15 protein-coding genes are annotated in these 15,549 nt (G+C 64.7%); 4 read left to right on the top strand and 11 right to left on the bottom strand.

Going from position 1 to position 15,549, the window contains the following annotated elements:
• Window positions 1-10 precede the first annotated feature (10 nt).
• Window positions 11-1,390, top strand: coding sequence for a C4-dicarboxylate transporter DctA (gene dctA, locus H292_RS0111240; protein ID WP_019664383.1), 1,380 nt, complete (start codon window positions 11-13; stop codon window positions 1,388-1,390).
• On the opposite strand, the gene H292_RS0111235 is transcribed toward dctA, so the two are convergent.
• From H292_RS0111235 to H292_RS0111225, 3 genes are read right to left on the bottom strand one after another with little or no spacing between them, the layout of a single operon-like run.
• Window positions 1,387-2,667, bottom strand: a complete 1,281-nt coding sequence (locus tag H292_RS0111235; RefSeq protein WP_019664384.1) for a sensor histidine kinase — start codon at window positions 2,665-2,667, stop codon at window positions 1,387-1,389. The genes dctA and H292_RS0111235 overlap by 4 nt on opposite strands.
• A gap of 20 nt (window positions 2,668-2,687) precedes the next feature.
• The gene (locus H292_RS0111230) at window positions 2,688-3,389 is read right to left on the bottom strand and encodes a response regulator transcription factor (RefSeq protein ID WP_019664385.1); all 702 of its coding nucleotides are present in this window, start codon (window positions 3,387-3,389) and stop codon (window positions 2,688-2,690) included.
• 12 nt (window positions 3,390-3,401) lie between these two features.
• Window positions 3,402-3,614 carry a hypothetical protein gene (locus tag H292_RS0111225; RefSeq protein ID WP_019664386.1) on the bottom strand — a complete coding sequence of 71 codons (213 nt, stop codon included), beginning with the start codon at window positions 3,612-3,614 and terminating at the stop codon, window positions 3,402-3,404.
• Between the two features lie 101 nt (window positions 3,615-3,715).
• On the opposite strand from H292_RS0111225, the gene H292_RS0111220 reads away from it, so the two are divergent.
• A complete protein-coding gene (locus tag H292_RS0111220) occupies window positions 3,716-5,047 on the top strand; it encodes a cryptochrome/photolyase family protein (RefSeq protein ID WP_020111498.1) in 1,332 nt (443 codons plus the stop codon).
• A 3-nt stretch (window positions 5,048-5,050) separates the two neighbouring features.
• On the opposite strand, the gene H292_RS0111215 is transcribed toward H292_RS0111220, so the two are convergent.
• Both H292_RS0111215 and H292_RS0111210 read right to left on the bottom strand, forming a co-directional pair.
• Window positions 5,051-5,953, bottom strand: coding sequence for a DMT family transporter (locus H292_RS0111215; protein ID WP_020111497.1), 903 nt, complete (start codon window positions 5,951-5,953; stop codon window positions 5,051-5,053).
• A gap of 71 nt (window positions 5,954-6,024) precedes the next feature.
• Window positions 6,025-7,872, bottom strand: a complete 1,848-nt coding sequence (locus tag H292_RS0111210; protein WP_020111496.1) for a propionyl-CoA synthetase — start codon at window positions 7,870-7,872, stop codon at window positions 6,025-6,027.
• Between the two features lie 122 nt (window positions 7,873-7,994).
• Between H292_RS0111210 and H292_RS0111205 the strand changes: the two genes are divergently transcribed.
• Both H292_RS0111205 and H292_RS28125 read left to right on the top strand, forming a co-directional pair.
• Window positions 7,995-8,855: a DUF559 domain-containing protein gene (locus tag H292_RS0111205; RefSeq protein WP_020111495.1), complete on the top strand. Its 861-nt coding sequence runs from the start codon at window positions 7,995-7,997 to the stop codon at window positions 8,853-8,855.
• Window positions 8,856-9,040: 185 nt separating this feature from the next.
• Complete coding sequence (locus H292_RS28125; RefSeq protein WP_141216208.1) at window positions 9,041-9,430, top strand: hypothetical protein; 390 nt, start codon at window positions 9,041-9,043, stop codon at window positions 9,428-9,430.
• Here the strand turns inward: H292_RS28125 and H292_RS0111195 are convergent.
• From H292_RS0111195 to H292_RS0111170, 6 genes are read right to left on the bottom strand one after another with little or no spacing between them, the layout of a single operon-like run.
• The gene (locus H292_RS0111195; RefSeq protein ID WP_020111493.1) at window positions 9,380-10,882 is read right to left on the bottom strand and encodes a carboxyl transferase domain-containing protein; all 1,503 of its coding nucleotides are present in this window, start codon (window positions 10,880-10,882) and stop codon (window positions 9,380-9,382) included. The two genes, H292_RS28125 and H292_RS0111195, sit on opposite strands and share 51 nt — an antisense overlap.
• Before the next feature lie 47 nt (window positions 10,883-10,929).
• Entirely contained in the window at window positions 10,930-12,126 is a 1,197-nt protein-coding gene (locus H292_RS0111190; protein WP_020111492.1) for an ABC transporter permease, read from the bottom strand.
• Window positions 12,123-13,013 carry an ABC transporter ATP-binding protein gene (locus H292_RS0111185; RefSeq protein ID WP_020111491.1) on the bottom strand — a complete coding sequence of 297 codons (891 nt, stop codon included), beginning with the start codon at window positions 13,011-13,013 and terminating at the stop codon, window positions 12,123-12,125. Before H292_RS0111185 ends, H292_RS0111190 begins: the two co-directional genes overlap by 4 nt.
• A gap of 21 nt (window positions 13,014-13,034) precedes the next feature.
• On the bottom strand, window positions 13,035-13,568 hold the full coding sequence (locus H292_RS0111180; RefSeq protein WP_020111490.1) for a hypothetical protein: 534 nt from the start codon (window positions 13,566-13,568) through the stop codon (window positions 13,035-13,037).
• Window positions 13,565-13,837 carry a helix-turn-helix transcriptional regulator gene (locus tag H292_RS0111175; protein ID WP_019664396.1) on the bottom strand — a complete coding sequence of 91 codons (273 nt, stop codon included), beginning with the start codon at window positions 13,835-13,837 and terminating at the stop codon, window positions 13,565-13,567. Before H292_RS0111175 ends, H292_RS0111180 begins: the two co-directional genes overlap by 4 nt.
• A 48-nt stretch (window positions 13,838-13,885) precedes the next feature.
• Window positions 13,886-15,520, bottom strand: coding sequence for an ABC-F family ATP-binding cassette domain-containing protein (locus tag H292_RS0111170; RefSeq protein ID WP_020111489.1), 1,635 nt, complete (start codon window positions 15,518-15,520; stop codon window positions 13,886-13,888).
• Window positions 15,521-15,549 lie beyond the last annotated feature (29 nt).

The following is a 15,549-nucleotide window of genomic DNA, read 5'->3' as shown; positions in this document are numbered from 1 at the left end:
CATTGGCGGCATGGCTTCCACCACCGAGACGGGTGACACCGTCAAGCGCAAGCGTTTCTACCACCAGCTGTACTTCTGGGTTCTCGTCGGAATCAGCGTCGGGATCATCATCGGCCTCACCGCTCCCGGCGTGGCGTCGGAGATGAAGTGGATGGCCGATCTGTTCATCAAACTCGTCAAGGTGGTCATCGCGCCGACGATCTTCGCGACGATCGTCGTCGGCATCGCGGGGATGGGGAACCTGGCCAAAGCGGGTGGTCTCGCCTTCAAGACCGTCATGTACTTCAACGTCACCACCGTGTTCGCGCTGGCGATCGGCCTCGTCGTCGTCAACGTCCTCGGGCCGGGGCGTGGATTGAACTACGACGTCGCTTCCTTCGACTCGTCGGCGGCCGCGGGCACCATCGAGTCGGCCGGCGAAGCGAGCGGAACGGGACTGACCGGGTTCATCCTGAATCTGGTACCCGACTCGTTCGCGAGTGCATTCGTCGACGGAATGTTGCTGCAGGTACTGCTGCTGGCGATCCTCGTGGCCGTAGCGGTGACGATGCTCGGCACGCGGGCGGCACCGGTCGTCAGCGCCCTGGACACGTTCGCCAAGATCATGTTCGGCGTCATCAAGCTCGTGATGTGGGTTGCGCCGCTGGGTGCGATGGGCGGAATCGCGTTCACGATCGGCGAGCACGGCAGCGCGATCCTCGGTTCACTCGCGACGTTCATGGGTTCCTTCTGGCTCACGTGCATCCTGTTCCTGCTGTTCGTCCTCGGCCCCATCTGCAGACTCGCCGGGTTCAGCATCTTCAAGTACCTGCGGTACATCAAGGACGAACTGCTGATCGTGCTGGGCACGTCGTCGTCGGAGACGGTCCTTCCGCGGATGATGGCGAAGATGGAAGCGGCAGGCACACCGAAGCACGTGGTGGGCATGACCATTCCCACCGGCTACTCGTTCAACCTCGACGGCACCGCCATCTACATGTCGATGGGCGCGATCTTCATCGCCCAAGCCTTCGGTATCGACGTCCCCATCTGGACTCAGATCGGTCTGCTCGTGTTCATGCTGATCTCGTCGAACGGTGCTGCAGGCGTGTCGGGCGCGGGCCTGGTCACCCTTGCCGCGTCGTTGACGGCATTCGACTCGGTGATCCCGGTTGCGGGTATCGCGTTGATCGTCGGAATCGACCGCTTCATGTCCGAGGGCCGTGCGCTGACCAACCTGTCCGGCAACGGACTCGGAACGCTCGTCATCGCGAGGTGGACGGGCGAGCTCGATCGAGAACGCCTCGCCTACGTGCTGGACAACCCGAAGACCGTCGACGTCGACGACCTGTTGGATCCCGACGAGCCGGCCGACAAGGAGCTGGCGTCCTCGGGTGCAGCAGGTCGCTAGTGTCCGCGTGCGAGGTCCAGTACCAGTCTGGCCCCACCGAGCGGACTGTCGGTGAAACGAGCTCGGCCACCGTGCAGTTCGGCCTGCTGCGCCACCAGGGCGAGGCCGAGGCCAGATCCACCCTTCGTCGCCGACGCCCCACGGTAGAAGCGCTCGAAGACGGAATCCCGCTCGGCGGGCGGGATTCCGGATCCGTTGTCGTCGAGGACGATCTGCACCGTGGACTCCGTCTCGGTCAGCGTGATCGCGACGTCGGTGGCCGACCCGTGGCGAACGGCGTTGATGATGGCGTTGTCCAGGGCGAGGCGGAGTCCGGCGGGCAGAGCGTCGACGACGAGCGACGGGGCCGATTCGACGCGGACCGTCAGACCCGGGTTCTGCCGCATCGCGTCCTGAGCGGCCACGTCGCAGATCTCGACGATGTCGACCGGGACGCGATCCTTGTCGCTGGACAGTTCACCGGACGCGAGTTTCTCGAGAGCCGTCAGAGTTGCTTCGACGCGGCCCTGCGTCCGCTGCAGATCCTCCAGGATCTCGAGTCGCTGCGGCGGCTCGAGGTCGAGGGTGCGCAGCACTTCGATGTCGGTGCGCATCGCCGTCAGCGGCGTCCGAAGTTCGTGCGCGGACACCGCCGCGAAATCCCGAGCGGTGCCGAGTGCTTCGGTGGTACGTGCCTGCGCGTCGCCGAGTCGTTCGAGCATGCCTGCGATGGCCACGGCCAACTCGTCGGACTCCTTCACCCCGGTCGAGGTGTCCGGCGACCTCGGGGGCTGCGCACTGACCTGCCGAGTCAGTGTCACGAGCGGTTTCACCGCGCGGCCGCCGAAGATCCAGCCGAGGCCCGTCGACGCGGCGATGGCGGCCAATCCGCCGAAGATGACCCACCGCTGTTGATCGTCGGTGATCTCCTGCGCCTCGGCGGCGGGAACGCCGATGGAGATGATGATGTTTGTCGCCGACACAGCCTCCGAGGTGTAGACGCGGAAACGGTCTCCTCCCACGTCGACGGTCTCCGAACCCTCGTCGAGCTTCGGCAGCTGCGTCGGAGTCGACGCGATGACGGTGTCCCCGGTTCGGATCGTCACCGCGAACGCCCCTGAGCTGCCCAGCTGGTCGAGGAACAGTTCGAGGCTCGACGCACTGGGAATCAGAACCTGGGACGCCGTCGTCAACCGGTCGTCGAGGTTGCTCACGTTGTTGCGGGAGATGACCACGGAGGCGACGGTCGCGAGCGTCGCGACGACGATCGTCGCACCCAGTGCGGTCGCGACGGCCACTCGGGCGCGAAGAGAGAACCTCACGAGCTCGGCCGCAGCACGAAACCGACACCGCGCACGGTGTGCAGGACACGGGATTGACCGTCGACCTCGATCTTGCGCCGGAGATAACCGACGAACACGTCGACGACATTGGTGTCGGCCACGAAGTCGTACCCCCACACCAGCTCCAGCAGCCGCTCACGCGTCAGGACGACGCCTGCGTTCCTGGCGAGGACTGCGAGCAGTTCGAATTCCCGTTTGGTCAGATCCAGTTCGCGCATCCCGACGTGGGCGCGATGGCCCGGGATGTCGACGCTCAGCCCGCCGACGGTGATGGCGGAGCTGGATTCGGGTGGCGCAGGTGCCGTCGCGCGTCTGCGGAGCATCGCGCGGATCCGAGCGACCAGCTCGGCCAGGACGAACGGTTTGGTCAGGTAGTCGTCGGCGCCGGATTCCAGGCCGGAGATGCGATCGTCGACCGAGCTCCGAGCACTCAACACACAGATGGGTACGTCGTTGCCCATCGCGCGGAGGGCTTTGACGACGCTGGCGCCGTCGAGGACCGGCATGTTGATGTCCAGGACCACCACGTCGGGCGATCGCTGGGAGACCGCGGTGAGCGCTTCGGCGCCGTCGACCGCGGTGATGACGGTGAATCCGGACAGGCGGAGTCCGCGTTGAAGCGAGGCGAGCACGTCCGCGTCGTCGTCGACTACGAGTACGGTGGCTGATTCGGGCACAGCTCTATCGTGCTATGCCGCCCAGCTCCGGACGGTCATCTCGCGCTCCTCGGGCGATTTGGCGAAGAATTCCTCGAGCGCACTGCGGCGTTCGCGATCGGCATCGAGCGTCCACGCCAGTTCAGGTGCATTGGCGTAGAGCTTGGCGTAGTAGGCGTCGAACGTGCACGTCGTGTCGATCAGCGACGCCGCTCCCGGAAAGATGGGGGTTGCTGTGTTTCTCATGTTTCCCAAGGTAGAAGGCTACTTTGGGGACTCGGTGAGGCAAATGTGGGAGAACTGTGAGAAATGGATTGTCGAACAGTCCCGCGGGTATGAATACACGCATGACTGTGGTGTGGTTTCGACGTGACCTGCGAACCGGTGATCTTCCGACGCTGACGGCTGCGGCCGATTCCGACGGGCCCGTGATCGGATTGTTCGTTCTCGACGACGTGCTGCTGAAGGCGTCGGGCGGGCCGCGTCGGGACTTTCTCTTCCGTTCGCTCGAGGCACTCGACGAGCAGTTGGACGGTCGACTGCTGGTCGTGAAGGGTGATCCGGAAACCGTGGTACCCAAGGTCGCGAAGGCCGTCGACGCCGAGGAGGTCCACATCAGCGCGGATTACGGGCCGTACGGGCGGTCCAGGGACGAGCGCGTCGGTGAACACGTGTCGTTGGTGTCGACGGGATCGCCCTACGCCATCGCCCCCGGCCGCGTCACCAAGAACGACGGCGAGCCCTACCGCGTGTTCACGCCGTACTTCCGGCAGTGGATGGAACACGGATGGCGAGGCCCGGCGGACACGTCGGCGAAAACCGTGTCGTGGCTCGACCCGTCGGATGTGAAGGGGCTTCCCCGACGCGTGAAGATCCCCACCGACAAGGACGCGTCCGACGCGCCTGCAGGGGAGAAGGCTGCGTCCGACGCCTGGGCCGAGTTTCTGGAGCGAGTCTCGGACTACGACGACGAGCGCAACCGGCCGGACCTGGACTCGACCTCGCGTATGTCTGTCCACCTGAAGTACGGCACCATCCATCCGCGGACGATGCTGGCGGACCTCGGAAAACTGCGCAGCGAGGGGTCCGCGTCGTACCGTCGCCAGATCGCCTGGCGAGACTTCTACGCGGACATTCTGTTTCAGCGCCCGGACAGCGCGCGGGAGAACTACGACAAGAAGTTCGACAAGATCGAGCTGGACACCAGCAAGCACGCCCAGGAGCTGTTCGACGCGTGGAAGGACGGCAAGACCGGCTTCCCCATCGTCGACGCTGGTATGCGACAGCTGAATTCCGAGAACTGGATGCACAACCGGGTCCGCATGATCGTGGCGTCGTTCCTCGTCAAGGATCTGCATCTGCCGTGGTGGTGGGGAGCGCGATACTTCCTGGACCGATTGGTCGACGGCGATCTGGCCAGCAACCAACACGGCTGGCAGTGGACGGCAGGCACGGGAACCGATGCGTCCCCGTACTTCCGCGTGTTCAACCCGATCACCCAGGGCGAGAAGTTCGACCCCACCGGTGATTACGTACGCCGCTGGGTTCCCGAGCTGCGCGGGGAAGAAGGCAAGGCCGTGCACACCTTGAAGTTCGGACGCCCCAAGGATTACCCCGACGCCATCGTCGACCACAAGCACGAGCGAGAGGTCGCGATAGCCCGGTTCAAGGCGCTGTGACGCTCACCGTCGGCGAGAGAGCCCGACGCCGACGAGGCAGACGACGCCGCCCAGCACTGCGAGGATGTGCGGAACTTCGTTCAGCAGGGCCCAGCTCAGCGCAACGGTGATGGGTGGGACGGCGTACGTGGTGATGCCGAGCCTGCCTGCATCCATTCGGGTGAGCGCGTAGGCCCACGTGGAGAACGCTAGCGCTGTCGGAACGAGGCCGAGGTAGAGCAGGCCTCCGGTTGCCTGGGCGGATGCGTCGGCCAAGTCGTCGAGCAGGGCCGGGGCGAACGGGAGAGTGCACAGGGCGCCGATCGCGCAGGCCATCCACGTGACCTGGAGGCCGGGCACACTGCGCAGCACCGGTTTCTGGCAGAGCACACCGACTGCGTAGGTCACCGCGGAGACGAGGCACAGTGCGATGCCGAGGGCATCCGCGTCGGTTCTGACGGTGCCGGTGGTGGTCACGGCAGTGACGACACCCACGAGCACGGCCCCGCAGAACGCGATGGCCGCGCCGATCACGAGCCACCGCGGAAAGCCCTCGCCGAGGAGGAGTCCGGCGAACAGGGCAACGAGAATCGGGCCGATCTGAATGATCATCGACGTGGTGCCTGCATCGACGCGTTGTTCGGCGGCGTTGAGGGCCACGTTGTAGATCGCGAACCAGAACACCCCGACGCTGAGGATCTGGATCCACTGAGTGCGGGTAGGTCTGACCCAGGTGCGTTTCGCCAGGAGAATCAGCCCGAGCGCGCCCGTGCCGATCAGCAACCTGCCGAGCGCCAGCGGACCCGCTCCGAACGACGTACCGACTCCCCGAATCGCGACGAACGCCGACGCCCAGGACACCACGGTGACCGTCACCGCTCCGAGCGCAAGCCAATCCGTCTTCTTCGTCACTGCGACATCGGTCATGGCATGAGATTACGACGAGCGGACCGCCTGGGGCGCGCGGATTTCGGACAACCTTGCTCGTTTTCCTGCCCTCACCTACGGAGTAGCTTCTCCAGCGCATCCAGAACCGCTGGATCCTCGATTGTCGACGGCACCCCGTACTCCTCACCTGCAACGATCTGCCGCATGGTCTTGCGCAGGATTTTCCCGGACCTCGTCTTGGGAAGCGCACCGACGATCGTCACGTCCCGGAATGTCGCGAGTGCGCCGATCTGGTCACGCACCATCGCGACCAGTTCCGTGCGCAACCGATCCTCCTCGATGGTTTCGCCCGCCTTGAGGACCACGTACCCGCTCGGCCGCTGGCCCTTGAGGTCGTCGTGAATTCCGATCACCGCGCATTCGGCCACTGCGGGGTGGCTCGCGACGACGGCTTCCATCGATCCTGTCGACAATCGATGTCCCGCAACGTTGATGACGTCGTCGCTGCGACCGAGGACGTACACGTACCCGTCGGCGTCGATGTAACCGGAATCGCCGGTCAGGTAGTAGCCGGGGAACGTGTCGAGGTACGAGCGCTGGAAGCGGTCCTCGTCGTTCCACAATCCCACCAGGGTGCCGGGAGGCAGCGGGAGCTTCACGACGATGTTGCCCTCGGTACCGGCGTCTACTTCGGCGCCGGCAGCGTCCACGATCGTCACCTCGAAACCCGGTACCGCGACGGTCGGCGAACCGGATTTGATCGGAAGCGGCTCCAGCCCGCGGAGATTCGCCGCGATAGCCCAGCCGGTCTCGGTCTGCCACCAGTGGTCGACGACGGGCCGGTCCAGGGTTCGGCTGATCCACTCGTAGGTATCGGGATCCAGTCGCTCGCCCGCGACGAACAGTGTCTCCAAGCTCGAGACGTCGTACTTCTTCAGTTTCTCGGCGTGCGGATCCACCTTGCGAATGGCGCGTAACGCCGTCGGGGCGGTGAACAATGCTCGCACACCGTGACTTTCGATGACCCGCCAGAAGGCCCCGGCGTCGGGAGTGCCGACGGGTTTGCCTTCGTAGAGAATTGTTGTCGCACCTGCCAGCAGTGGGCCGTAGACGATGTAGGAATGCCCGACGACCCAGCCGACGTCGGACGCCGTCCACATGACCTGACCCGGACCGACGTCGTAGATGTTGTGCATCGACCATCGCAGTGCGACGGCATGGCCACCGTTGTCGCGTACGACGCCTTTGGGTTTTCCGGTGGTCCCCGAGGTGTAGAGGATGTAGAGCGGATCCGTAGCCTTCACCGGAACTGGTTGCGCCGGTGACGCTTCGGCCATCTCGGCATCCCAGTCCAGCCATCCGTGATCGCTCGGAATCCCGTCGCGGCTCTTGACGATCACCGTCGGCGACGAGGACAGAGCGAGCGCCTTCTCGACGATCGGGAGGTACTCCACGACCCGTCCCGGCTCGAAACCGCCACTCGCCGTCACCACCAGCACCGGTTCGGCGTCGTCGATCCGCGCCGCGAGCTCCTTCGCCGCGAATCCGCCGAACACCACCGAATGCACCGCACCGATTCGCGCACACGCCAGCATCGCCACGGCTGCCTCGGGAATCATGGGCAGGTACAGAATGACGCGGTCACCCTTCCCCACACCGTTGCGCACGAGAACTCCCGCGAACAGCGCCACCTCGTTCAGCAGCTCGGCATAGGTGTACCGGCGCTGCGTACCGGTCATCGCCGAGTCGTAGATCAGCGCGGTACGGTCCCCGTCGCCCGCATCCACATGCCGATCGAGCGCATTGACACACGTATTGAGCACTCCGTCGGGGAACCAGCGGCCATCGAACGCCGTCGTCGGAGCACTGACCCAATCGATCCCCTCGGCCGCGTCCAGCCAGAAACCCTCACGATCGGACCTGGCTCTGTCGAATGCTTCTCGATACTCGCCGCTCATGGCCCGAGCCTAGTGCCACGAATTGCCCGATACTTTTCGAATCGGCGGGATCCCGAGTAATTGCACAGTATCGGGCAATCCATCGCATCGGATCTGTCGGAGGTATGCGCCATCATGCGCGCATGGGGGTACTCACCACGAAAGCGCAGCTGATCGCGCAGGGACTCAGCGTCAGCACCATCTCCCGTCGGAGCCGAAGCGGCCGGCTCACTCGGCTGCTGCCGGGCGTGTACGCGACGGAGAAACCGGGCTACATGGACCTGTGTCGCGCCGTCGCTCTGTGGAAACCGGACGCGGTGTTCAGCCATTCGACCGCGGGTTGGCTGTGGGGCCTGGTAGAGGCGGAACCGCGCTCGGTCGAGGCGACCGTCGCACCCAACGCGCAGGTCCGGTCACCCGATTGGGTCGTGCTACGCCGACGTGCACTTCCTGACGTGCAAAAACTACGGGGGCTGCACGTCGTGTCGATCGAGCAGGCGTTCGTCGACCTCGCGGCAACGATGCCGACGGCCGAACTCGAGAAGTTCTTCGACGACGCCGTCGGCACGCACATTCCTGCGCGCCGGCTGGCGGCGTTCTGCGATACCGCCAAGGGGATGGACGGAATGCAGGCCTTACGCACACAACTCCGACGGTGCTGCCCCGGCACGTTCTCGGAAGCGGAGCGCGTGGTGGCGCGCGCATTGACCGCACGCAATCTGTTCATGGACATCAACGCGAGAGTCGGACCGTACTACGGAGACCTCGTCGACTTTCGTGCGCGCGTCATCGTCGAGATCGACGGGCGCGAGTTCCACAGCACAGGTGCGGTGTTCACGAGCGATCGCCGACGCCAGAACGCGCTGGTCCTCGACGGGTGGCTGGTGCTGCGATACTCCGTGGCCACCGTCATGTCGGACCTGGATGCCGTGGTGGAGGAGATCGTGTCGGTGGTGAAGCGTCGCCGTCGGTCGATCGACGCCGACCGGACATCCCACGCGTAATCGGTGGCGGCATGAATTGCCCGATACTTCTCGATACGACGGAATCCTGCCGACTCGCGGAGTATCGGGCAATCCGTTGCAGCGGACGGCGTCGGTGGCAAGGCCGCGTAGACGTCGACCCCGTGGCCATAATGATTCCGTCAAGATCCTGGCGACGCGGTGGGGGCGGATGGAGACTCGCTGATGTGACTCTTTTCGAGATGCTGCCGTCTCTTCGTAATGCAGGCCGACCACGATTCGATTCGGAGTTGTGGCCGTCAGGCACGGGTTTTCGTGATGGGCGATTGATGGTCGACGGGGTGTTCGTCGACGATTTTGCTGATTGCGAGGGCACGCCGGCGCGGTTGGGTTGTGTGGTGGTGACGCGGGTGAGGTCGGTGATTGCCGGGATCGTGCGTGTCGATGCCGTGCTCGGGTGCGTGGAGGTCGCCGATATCGCGAACCGTCATTCGGTGGTGGGTCGGCAGTTCTTCGCGATGGGCGACGCCAAGGTGGAGCTTCCGTCGGATGTGCGGGCCGGTGACCTACTGGCCTTGATTCCCGAGGCCCAGGCGTCGGTACCGGGCGAGGCGTGAGGACACGCGGTCGTCGTCGGAGCTGATGTTGCGCAGTTCTCGTGCGATGGCTCCGGCGATGCGGATCGAGAAATCGACGGGTTCCTCTGCTGCATCGGGATGTTCGGGGACGATGGCGTCGACGATGCCGTCGCGGAGCAGGTCCACGGACCGAATGCCCTGTGCCTCGGCCATGTCCGACGCATGTGCTGTGTCGCGGTGAACGATGGCGCTGGCGCCTTCCGGAGGAAGCGGTGCGAGCCAGGCGTTCTGTGCGCACAAGGTGCGGTCGGCGGGCAGCAGGGCGAGGGCGCCGCCGCCTGTTCCCTGGCCGAGGAGAACCGACACCGTCGGGGTGTCGACGGTCACGAGATCGCTGATGCATCGGGCGATCTCGGGTGCGATCCCGCCTTCTTCCGCTTCCTTGGACAGTGCTGCGCCGAACGTGTCGATGACGAGGACCAGAGGAATGCGGAGCTCCTCGGCCAGTTTCATTCCACGCCGAGCCTGACGCAGCGCGCCTGGTCCCATCGTCGCGGTGATGCTGTGGCTGCTTCGGTCGTTGCCGAAGACCACACAGGAGATTCCTCGGAATTTGCACAACGACAACAGGATCGTCGTGTCCGACTCGCCTTGGCCGGTGCCGCTGAGCGGAACCTGTTCGCTGGCTGCATGTTCGAGGAGTTCCCGCACGCCCGGCCGATCGGGGCGACGTGAGGATTCCACGGAATGCCACGCGGAACGATCAGGGATGTCGCCGACGGTGGGAGCCGGGTCGAGGTGGTGGGCTGTCTCGCCGTCGTGGCTGACGACGCGGAGCGCGCGGACCATGAGGTGTCGGAGGCTGTCCACGGGAACCACACCGTCGATGACGCCATGGTGGTAGAGGTTCTCGGCGGTCTGTACGCCTTCGGGAAAGGGCTTGTCGTACAAAGCTTGATAGACGCGCGGGCCGAGAAATCCGATGAGCGCACCGGGCTCGGCGAACGTGACGTGAGCGAGTGATCCCCAGGATGCGAAGACGCCCCCGGTCGTCGGATTGCGGAGATACACCAGGTACGGCAGGCCGGCTTGTTTGTGCAAGGTCACCGCACCCGCGATCTTCACCATCTGTACGAACGCGAGGGTGCCCTCCTGCATGCGAGTCCCACCCGACGTGGGCGACGCGATCAGCGGGAGGTTCTCCGCGGTGGCGCGCTCGATGGCAGTGGCGATTCGTTCGGCGGCCGCCACGCCGATCGACCCGGCCAGGAAAGCGAACTCGCACGCAATGATGGCCACCGGCCTGCCGTCGACCAGTCCCTGTCCGGTGAGAACGGACTCGTCGACGCCGCTCTTGTCTCGGGCTTTCGCCAAGTCGGCGGCATACTTCGGGCCGGGGGAGACGTCGATCGGCGCACGATCCCACGACACGAACGATCCGCCGTCGAGAACTGCATCGAGTATCTCGGCGGCGGACGTCCGTGTTGTCATGAATCAGAGCCTAATCGGGTCGTTCCTGCAGGCTCCACTCCCGGATCCTAACGGGCGAATGCTTCCTTCCACGTGACGGTCTTGCCGATGCGCAGAATGGACCGCTGGTAGATCTTGGCGGCGACGACGGCGAGTGCCGCGGTGGTGGCCGCCATGATGAGGGCGGTTCCGATGATCTGGTAGACCGGCGCGACGCCTGCTGCGATACGGAGCGGCATCATGACGGCGGAGAACGGCGGAATCCAGCTGAGAACGTTGCTGAGTGTGCTCTCCGGGTCGCCGACCGAGTAGAACGCCGCGAAGAACATTGCCATGATCAGCAACAGGAGCGGCATCGTCGTCGAATTGACGTCTTCTTGCCTGGAGACCATCGATCCACCGGCTGCGTACAGGACCGCGAAGAAGGCGAAGCCGAGCACGAACCAGCCGAGGGTGCCGGCGAAGACGCTGATCGCGGTTCCGGTGATGGTGAGTGTGCCCGTTGCAAGTCCGGCGCCCACACCTGCCGCACCGTAGAGGGCGAGTTGCAGGATTCCGACGGCTCCGATGCCGAGGATCTTGCCCCACAGCAACTGAAGCGGCCTGACGGTGGAGAGCAGCAGTTCGACGACGCGCGAGGACTTCTCTTCGACGACGCCCATGGCAACGTACATTCCGAAGCCGATGATCTGGGCGTACAGGATGAACACGGCAGCCAGAGACAGCGCAACTCGTTGTCCTGCTTCGGGATCCGGCGGGTCGATAGCTTCGACCGTGACCGTTGCGTTCGCGACGGCGGTTGCGACGGCGTCCCGGTCGACGCCTTGCTGCGCCAGCGCGGCGTCGGTGGCCTGCGATTGGACACTGCCTTCGACGACGGCTCGCAGTGCTCCGGTGAGCTCGGAATCGGTGATCGCGGTGTAGGCGCCGGATCCCGCCGGTACGAGAGCTACTGCGACGTCGCCGGATTCGACGTCCGATCGAGCTGCGTCGGCGTCGGCGATCTCGCGGATGTCGACGGGGCTGCCGACGGCGTCTCCGGTGGCGGTGATGACGGCCGCGATCTGTTGGTCGCCGACGATGCCGACGACGTCGCGGTCTTCGTCGTCTCCGCCCGCGAAGATGGAGTACGCGATGATGCCGCCGATGATGACGGCGAGAATGATGACGTTGGAGATGACGAAGCTTTTCTTCATCACCTGAACGGTGAACTCGCGCTTGGCGATCAGGCCGATTGCCCGGCTCGAAGATACTTGGGTGCTCATGCCACTGCCTCTCGGAACAGGTCGCTCAACGACGGTTTGTGGAAGGAGAATTCGTGTACGGGTCCGGTGGCGAGGGCGGCACGAAGGATGGCCTGGTCGTCGGTTCCCGGTGCGATCGAGAGGAGCGTCCGGCCGGCGCTGTGACTGACGGCACGGGCGCCTTCGATGCCGTCGGCCCAGCCGGGCTGGGCGTTCGGTGCGTGTACTTCGAGTTGCGCATCACCTGATCCGCGGAGTTCGTCGACGGTGCCGACGGCTTTCATGGATCCGGCGGCGATGATGCCGACTCGGTCGCACAGTCGTTGCACGAGATCCAACTGGTGGCTGGAGAAGATCACCGGGACTCCGGACGACGCTTTCTCGCGGAGTACGTCGCTCATGACGTCGACGGCAACCGGGTCGAGACCGGAGAACGGCTCGTCCAGTACCAGAACCGCGGGGTCGTGCACGAGTGCCGCGGCGAGCTGAACGCGCTGCTGGTTGCCCAGGCTGAGTGCGTCGACGGTGTCGTTCAGTCGTTCCGAGATACCGAGTCGTTCGGTCCACGTGCCTACGGCCGACTTGGCGTCCGACGGTGAAAGGCCGTGCAGTTCGGCCAGATACGCGAGCTGCGGGCCGACCTTCATCTTGGGATAGAGGCCGCGTTCCTCCGGCATGTAGCCGATGGTGCGGCGGACATCGAGGTCGACGGGTTTGCCGCCGAGCAGGACCTGCCCGGAGTCGGCGGACAGTACGCCGAGGGTGATGCGCATGGTGGTGGTCTTGCCTGCGCCGTTGCTGCCGACGAAGCCGAAGAGTTCACCGGGGTGTACGTCGAACTTCAGGGAGTCGAGGGCGATCTTGTCGCCGTATCTCTTGGAGATGTTGTCGATCGTAAGGGTGCTCATGGTGCCCTTTCTTCTCGTTTCTCAGAGGTCTTCCGGGTCGGGGTCGGGAGTGATCCAGGCGAGAATCATTGCCGGGGAGCAGATTCCGGCCATGAGGCTGACGAGAGTCCACAACGCGCCTGCGTAGGCAAGTCGCTCGTTCTCGTATCCGGTGGCGAGGATGATCAGCGTGAACACCGAGACCATGACGAGGCCCTGGGTGACGGTCAAGCCGATCGACCGAGCCTCGTTGCGCTGCTGTACTTCCCATTCGTCGAGTGCGCCCACGGGTGCATCGCTGTGGCGGCCGGAGGCGGTTTGCAGCATCGTCCACAGCACGAGGAAGGCGACGGTGCCGGCGACCCACAGGATGGGTGCCCACTTCCAGAACAGCGATGCAACAGCGATGGCGAGAAGCGCGACGAGGGTGGAAATTACTGCAAACGCAAGGATTCGACGGCGCTTCTGGGTTCGCCACTTCGGCAGCATGTGCCGAGTCTTCGCGTCGTTCTCGAGAAACCTGCGTGTGCGGTAGTCCTGGTAGCGCGTCAGAATGTTCGAGTCGGGGGTGGTCACTTGTCGTTCTCCCTTCTGAACAGTTCGGCGGAGAGTGGACCGAGTTCCTTGCGTGAGAACACTGCTTCGACGGGAAGGTCGAATACTTCACAGATGCGCAGTGCCAGGTCGAGGCTCGGATAGTGGTCGCCCCGCTCGAGGGCGCCCACTGTCTGCGGGTTGACTTCGATGAGTTCGGCGAGTTGCGCGCGGCTCATCTTTCGTTCGGCCCGCAGAACTCCCACCCGGTTGAAGATCGGGAGCGTGTTCCCACGCTTGACGGGGCTCATGGAACAAAGTGTTGTATAAACCCAACGATCTGTCAACCATGGATAACGTCAGGCCTCGGTGAGTTGCCCCGACGTCATGGTCCACCGACGGGTCGCCCGGACGGTGCCCAGCATGCGGCGGTCGTGGGTGACCAGCAGGAGCGTGCCCTCGAAGTTCTCCATCGCCCGTTCCAACTGCTCGATGGCCGGAAGGTCCAAGTGGTTCGTCGGCTCGTCGAGCACCAGAAGGTTGACGCCGCGCGCCTGCAGCAGGGCCAAGGCCGCGCGGGTGCGTTCACCGGGGGACAGGGAGCCTGCAGGCCGGAGGGGATCGTCGCCGCGTAGGCCGAATTTCGCCAGGAGGGTCCGCACATCGGCGTCGGGCCAGTCGGGGACTGCTGCGCTCAGCGAGTCCGATACGGTCGCTGTCCCGGTGAACAGCCCACGAGCCTGATCGATTTCGCCGATCGCGACGCCGGAACCCAGGGACGCCGTCCCGTCGTCGGGAACGAGTTTTCCGAGCAGAACGGACAGCAATGTGGTCTTGCCCGAGCCGTTCTCGCCCGTGATCAAGACTCTGTCACCGAATTCGATCTGCGTGGTGACGGGTCCGAACGTGAAACCTGTCCGACGGACGACAGCACCGCTCAGCACCGACACGACGGTCCCGCTTCGGGGTGCAGCTGCGATCTCCATGCGCAGCTCCCACTCCTTGCGGGGCTCTTCGACCACCTCGAGCCGTTCGATGCGCCGCTGCGTCTGACGGGCTTTCGCGGCCTGCTTCTCGGTGGACTCCGCCCGAGTCTTGCGGCTGATCTTGTCGTTGTCGGTCGCCTTGCGGCGTGCATTGCGGACACCGGATTCCATCCAGTTGCGCTGCATCTGCGCACGAGATTCGAGCGAGGCCTTGGTGTCGGCGAATTCGTCGTACTTCTCCCGCGCGTGCTGACGGGCGATCTCTCGCTCGGCGAGGTAGGACTCGTAACCCCCGTCGTACACGTCGATGCGGTGTTGCGCGCGATCCAACTCGACGATGCCGGTGACCGTCCTGGCCAGGAACTCACGGTCGTGGCTGACGACGACGATCGCCGCTCGCGTTTCGACCACGAACCGTTCCAACTGCTCGAGGCCGGCCAGGTCGAGGTCGTTGGTCGGCTCGTCGAGCAGCAGAATGTCGTACCTGGCCAGCAGAATGGCGGCGAGCCCTGCCCGGGCAGCCTGGCCACCGGACAGCGACGTCATGAGCGCGCTTCCGTCTACGTCGAGACCGAGGTCGGCGAGCACCTTCGCCGTTCGCTCGGCGAGATCGGCGCCGCCGAGGGCAAGCCATCGCTCCAACGCGGGAGTGTAACGATCCTCACCGTCGTCGTCGCCGAGGGCTTCGGCTGCATCGTTCATCGCCTGCTCAGCGGCCGTGACGCCGGTTCGTCGTCCGACGAACTCCACGATGGTTTCATCGGCGATACGTTCGGGTTCCTGCGCGAGATATCCGACGGTGGCGTCGGGCGGGCTCGTGTAGATCTCCCCCTCGGAATCGGCGGTTCCGACGCCGGCCAGAAGCGTGAGCAACGTCGATTTACCTGCACCGTTGGCTCCGACGAGGCCGATGACATCGCTTTCGGTCACGGTGAGGTCGAGGCCGGAGAACAGCGTGCGGTCACCGTGAAAAGCAGCGAGGTCGTCGATACGGAGCGTGGCAGTCACCCGATCAGTATTCCCTGCCAGGGAACAGA

Origin of the sequence: Rhodococcus sp. 114MFTsu3.1 (assembly GCF_000383555.1) — a bacterium.
Lineage (GTDB): Bacteria > Actinomycetota > Actinomycetes > Mycobacteriales > Mycobacteriaceae > Rhodococcoides > Rhodococcoides fascians_E.
Note: the sequence above shows the minus strand (reverse complement) of the source record. Positions and strands in the feature narration are given on the sequence as shown.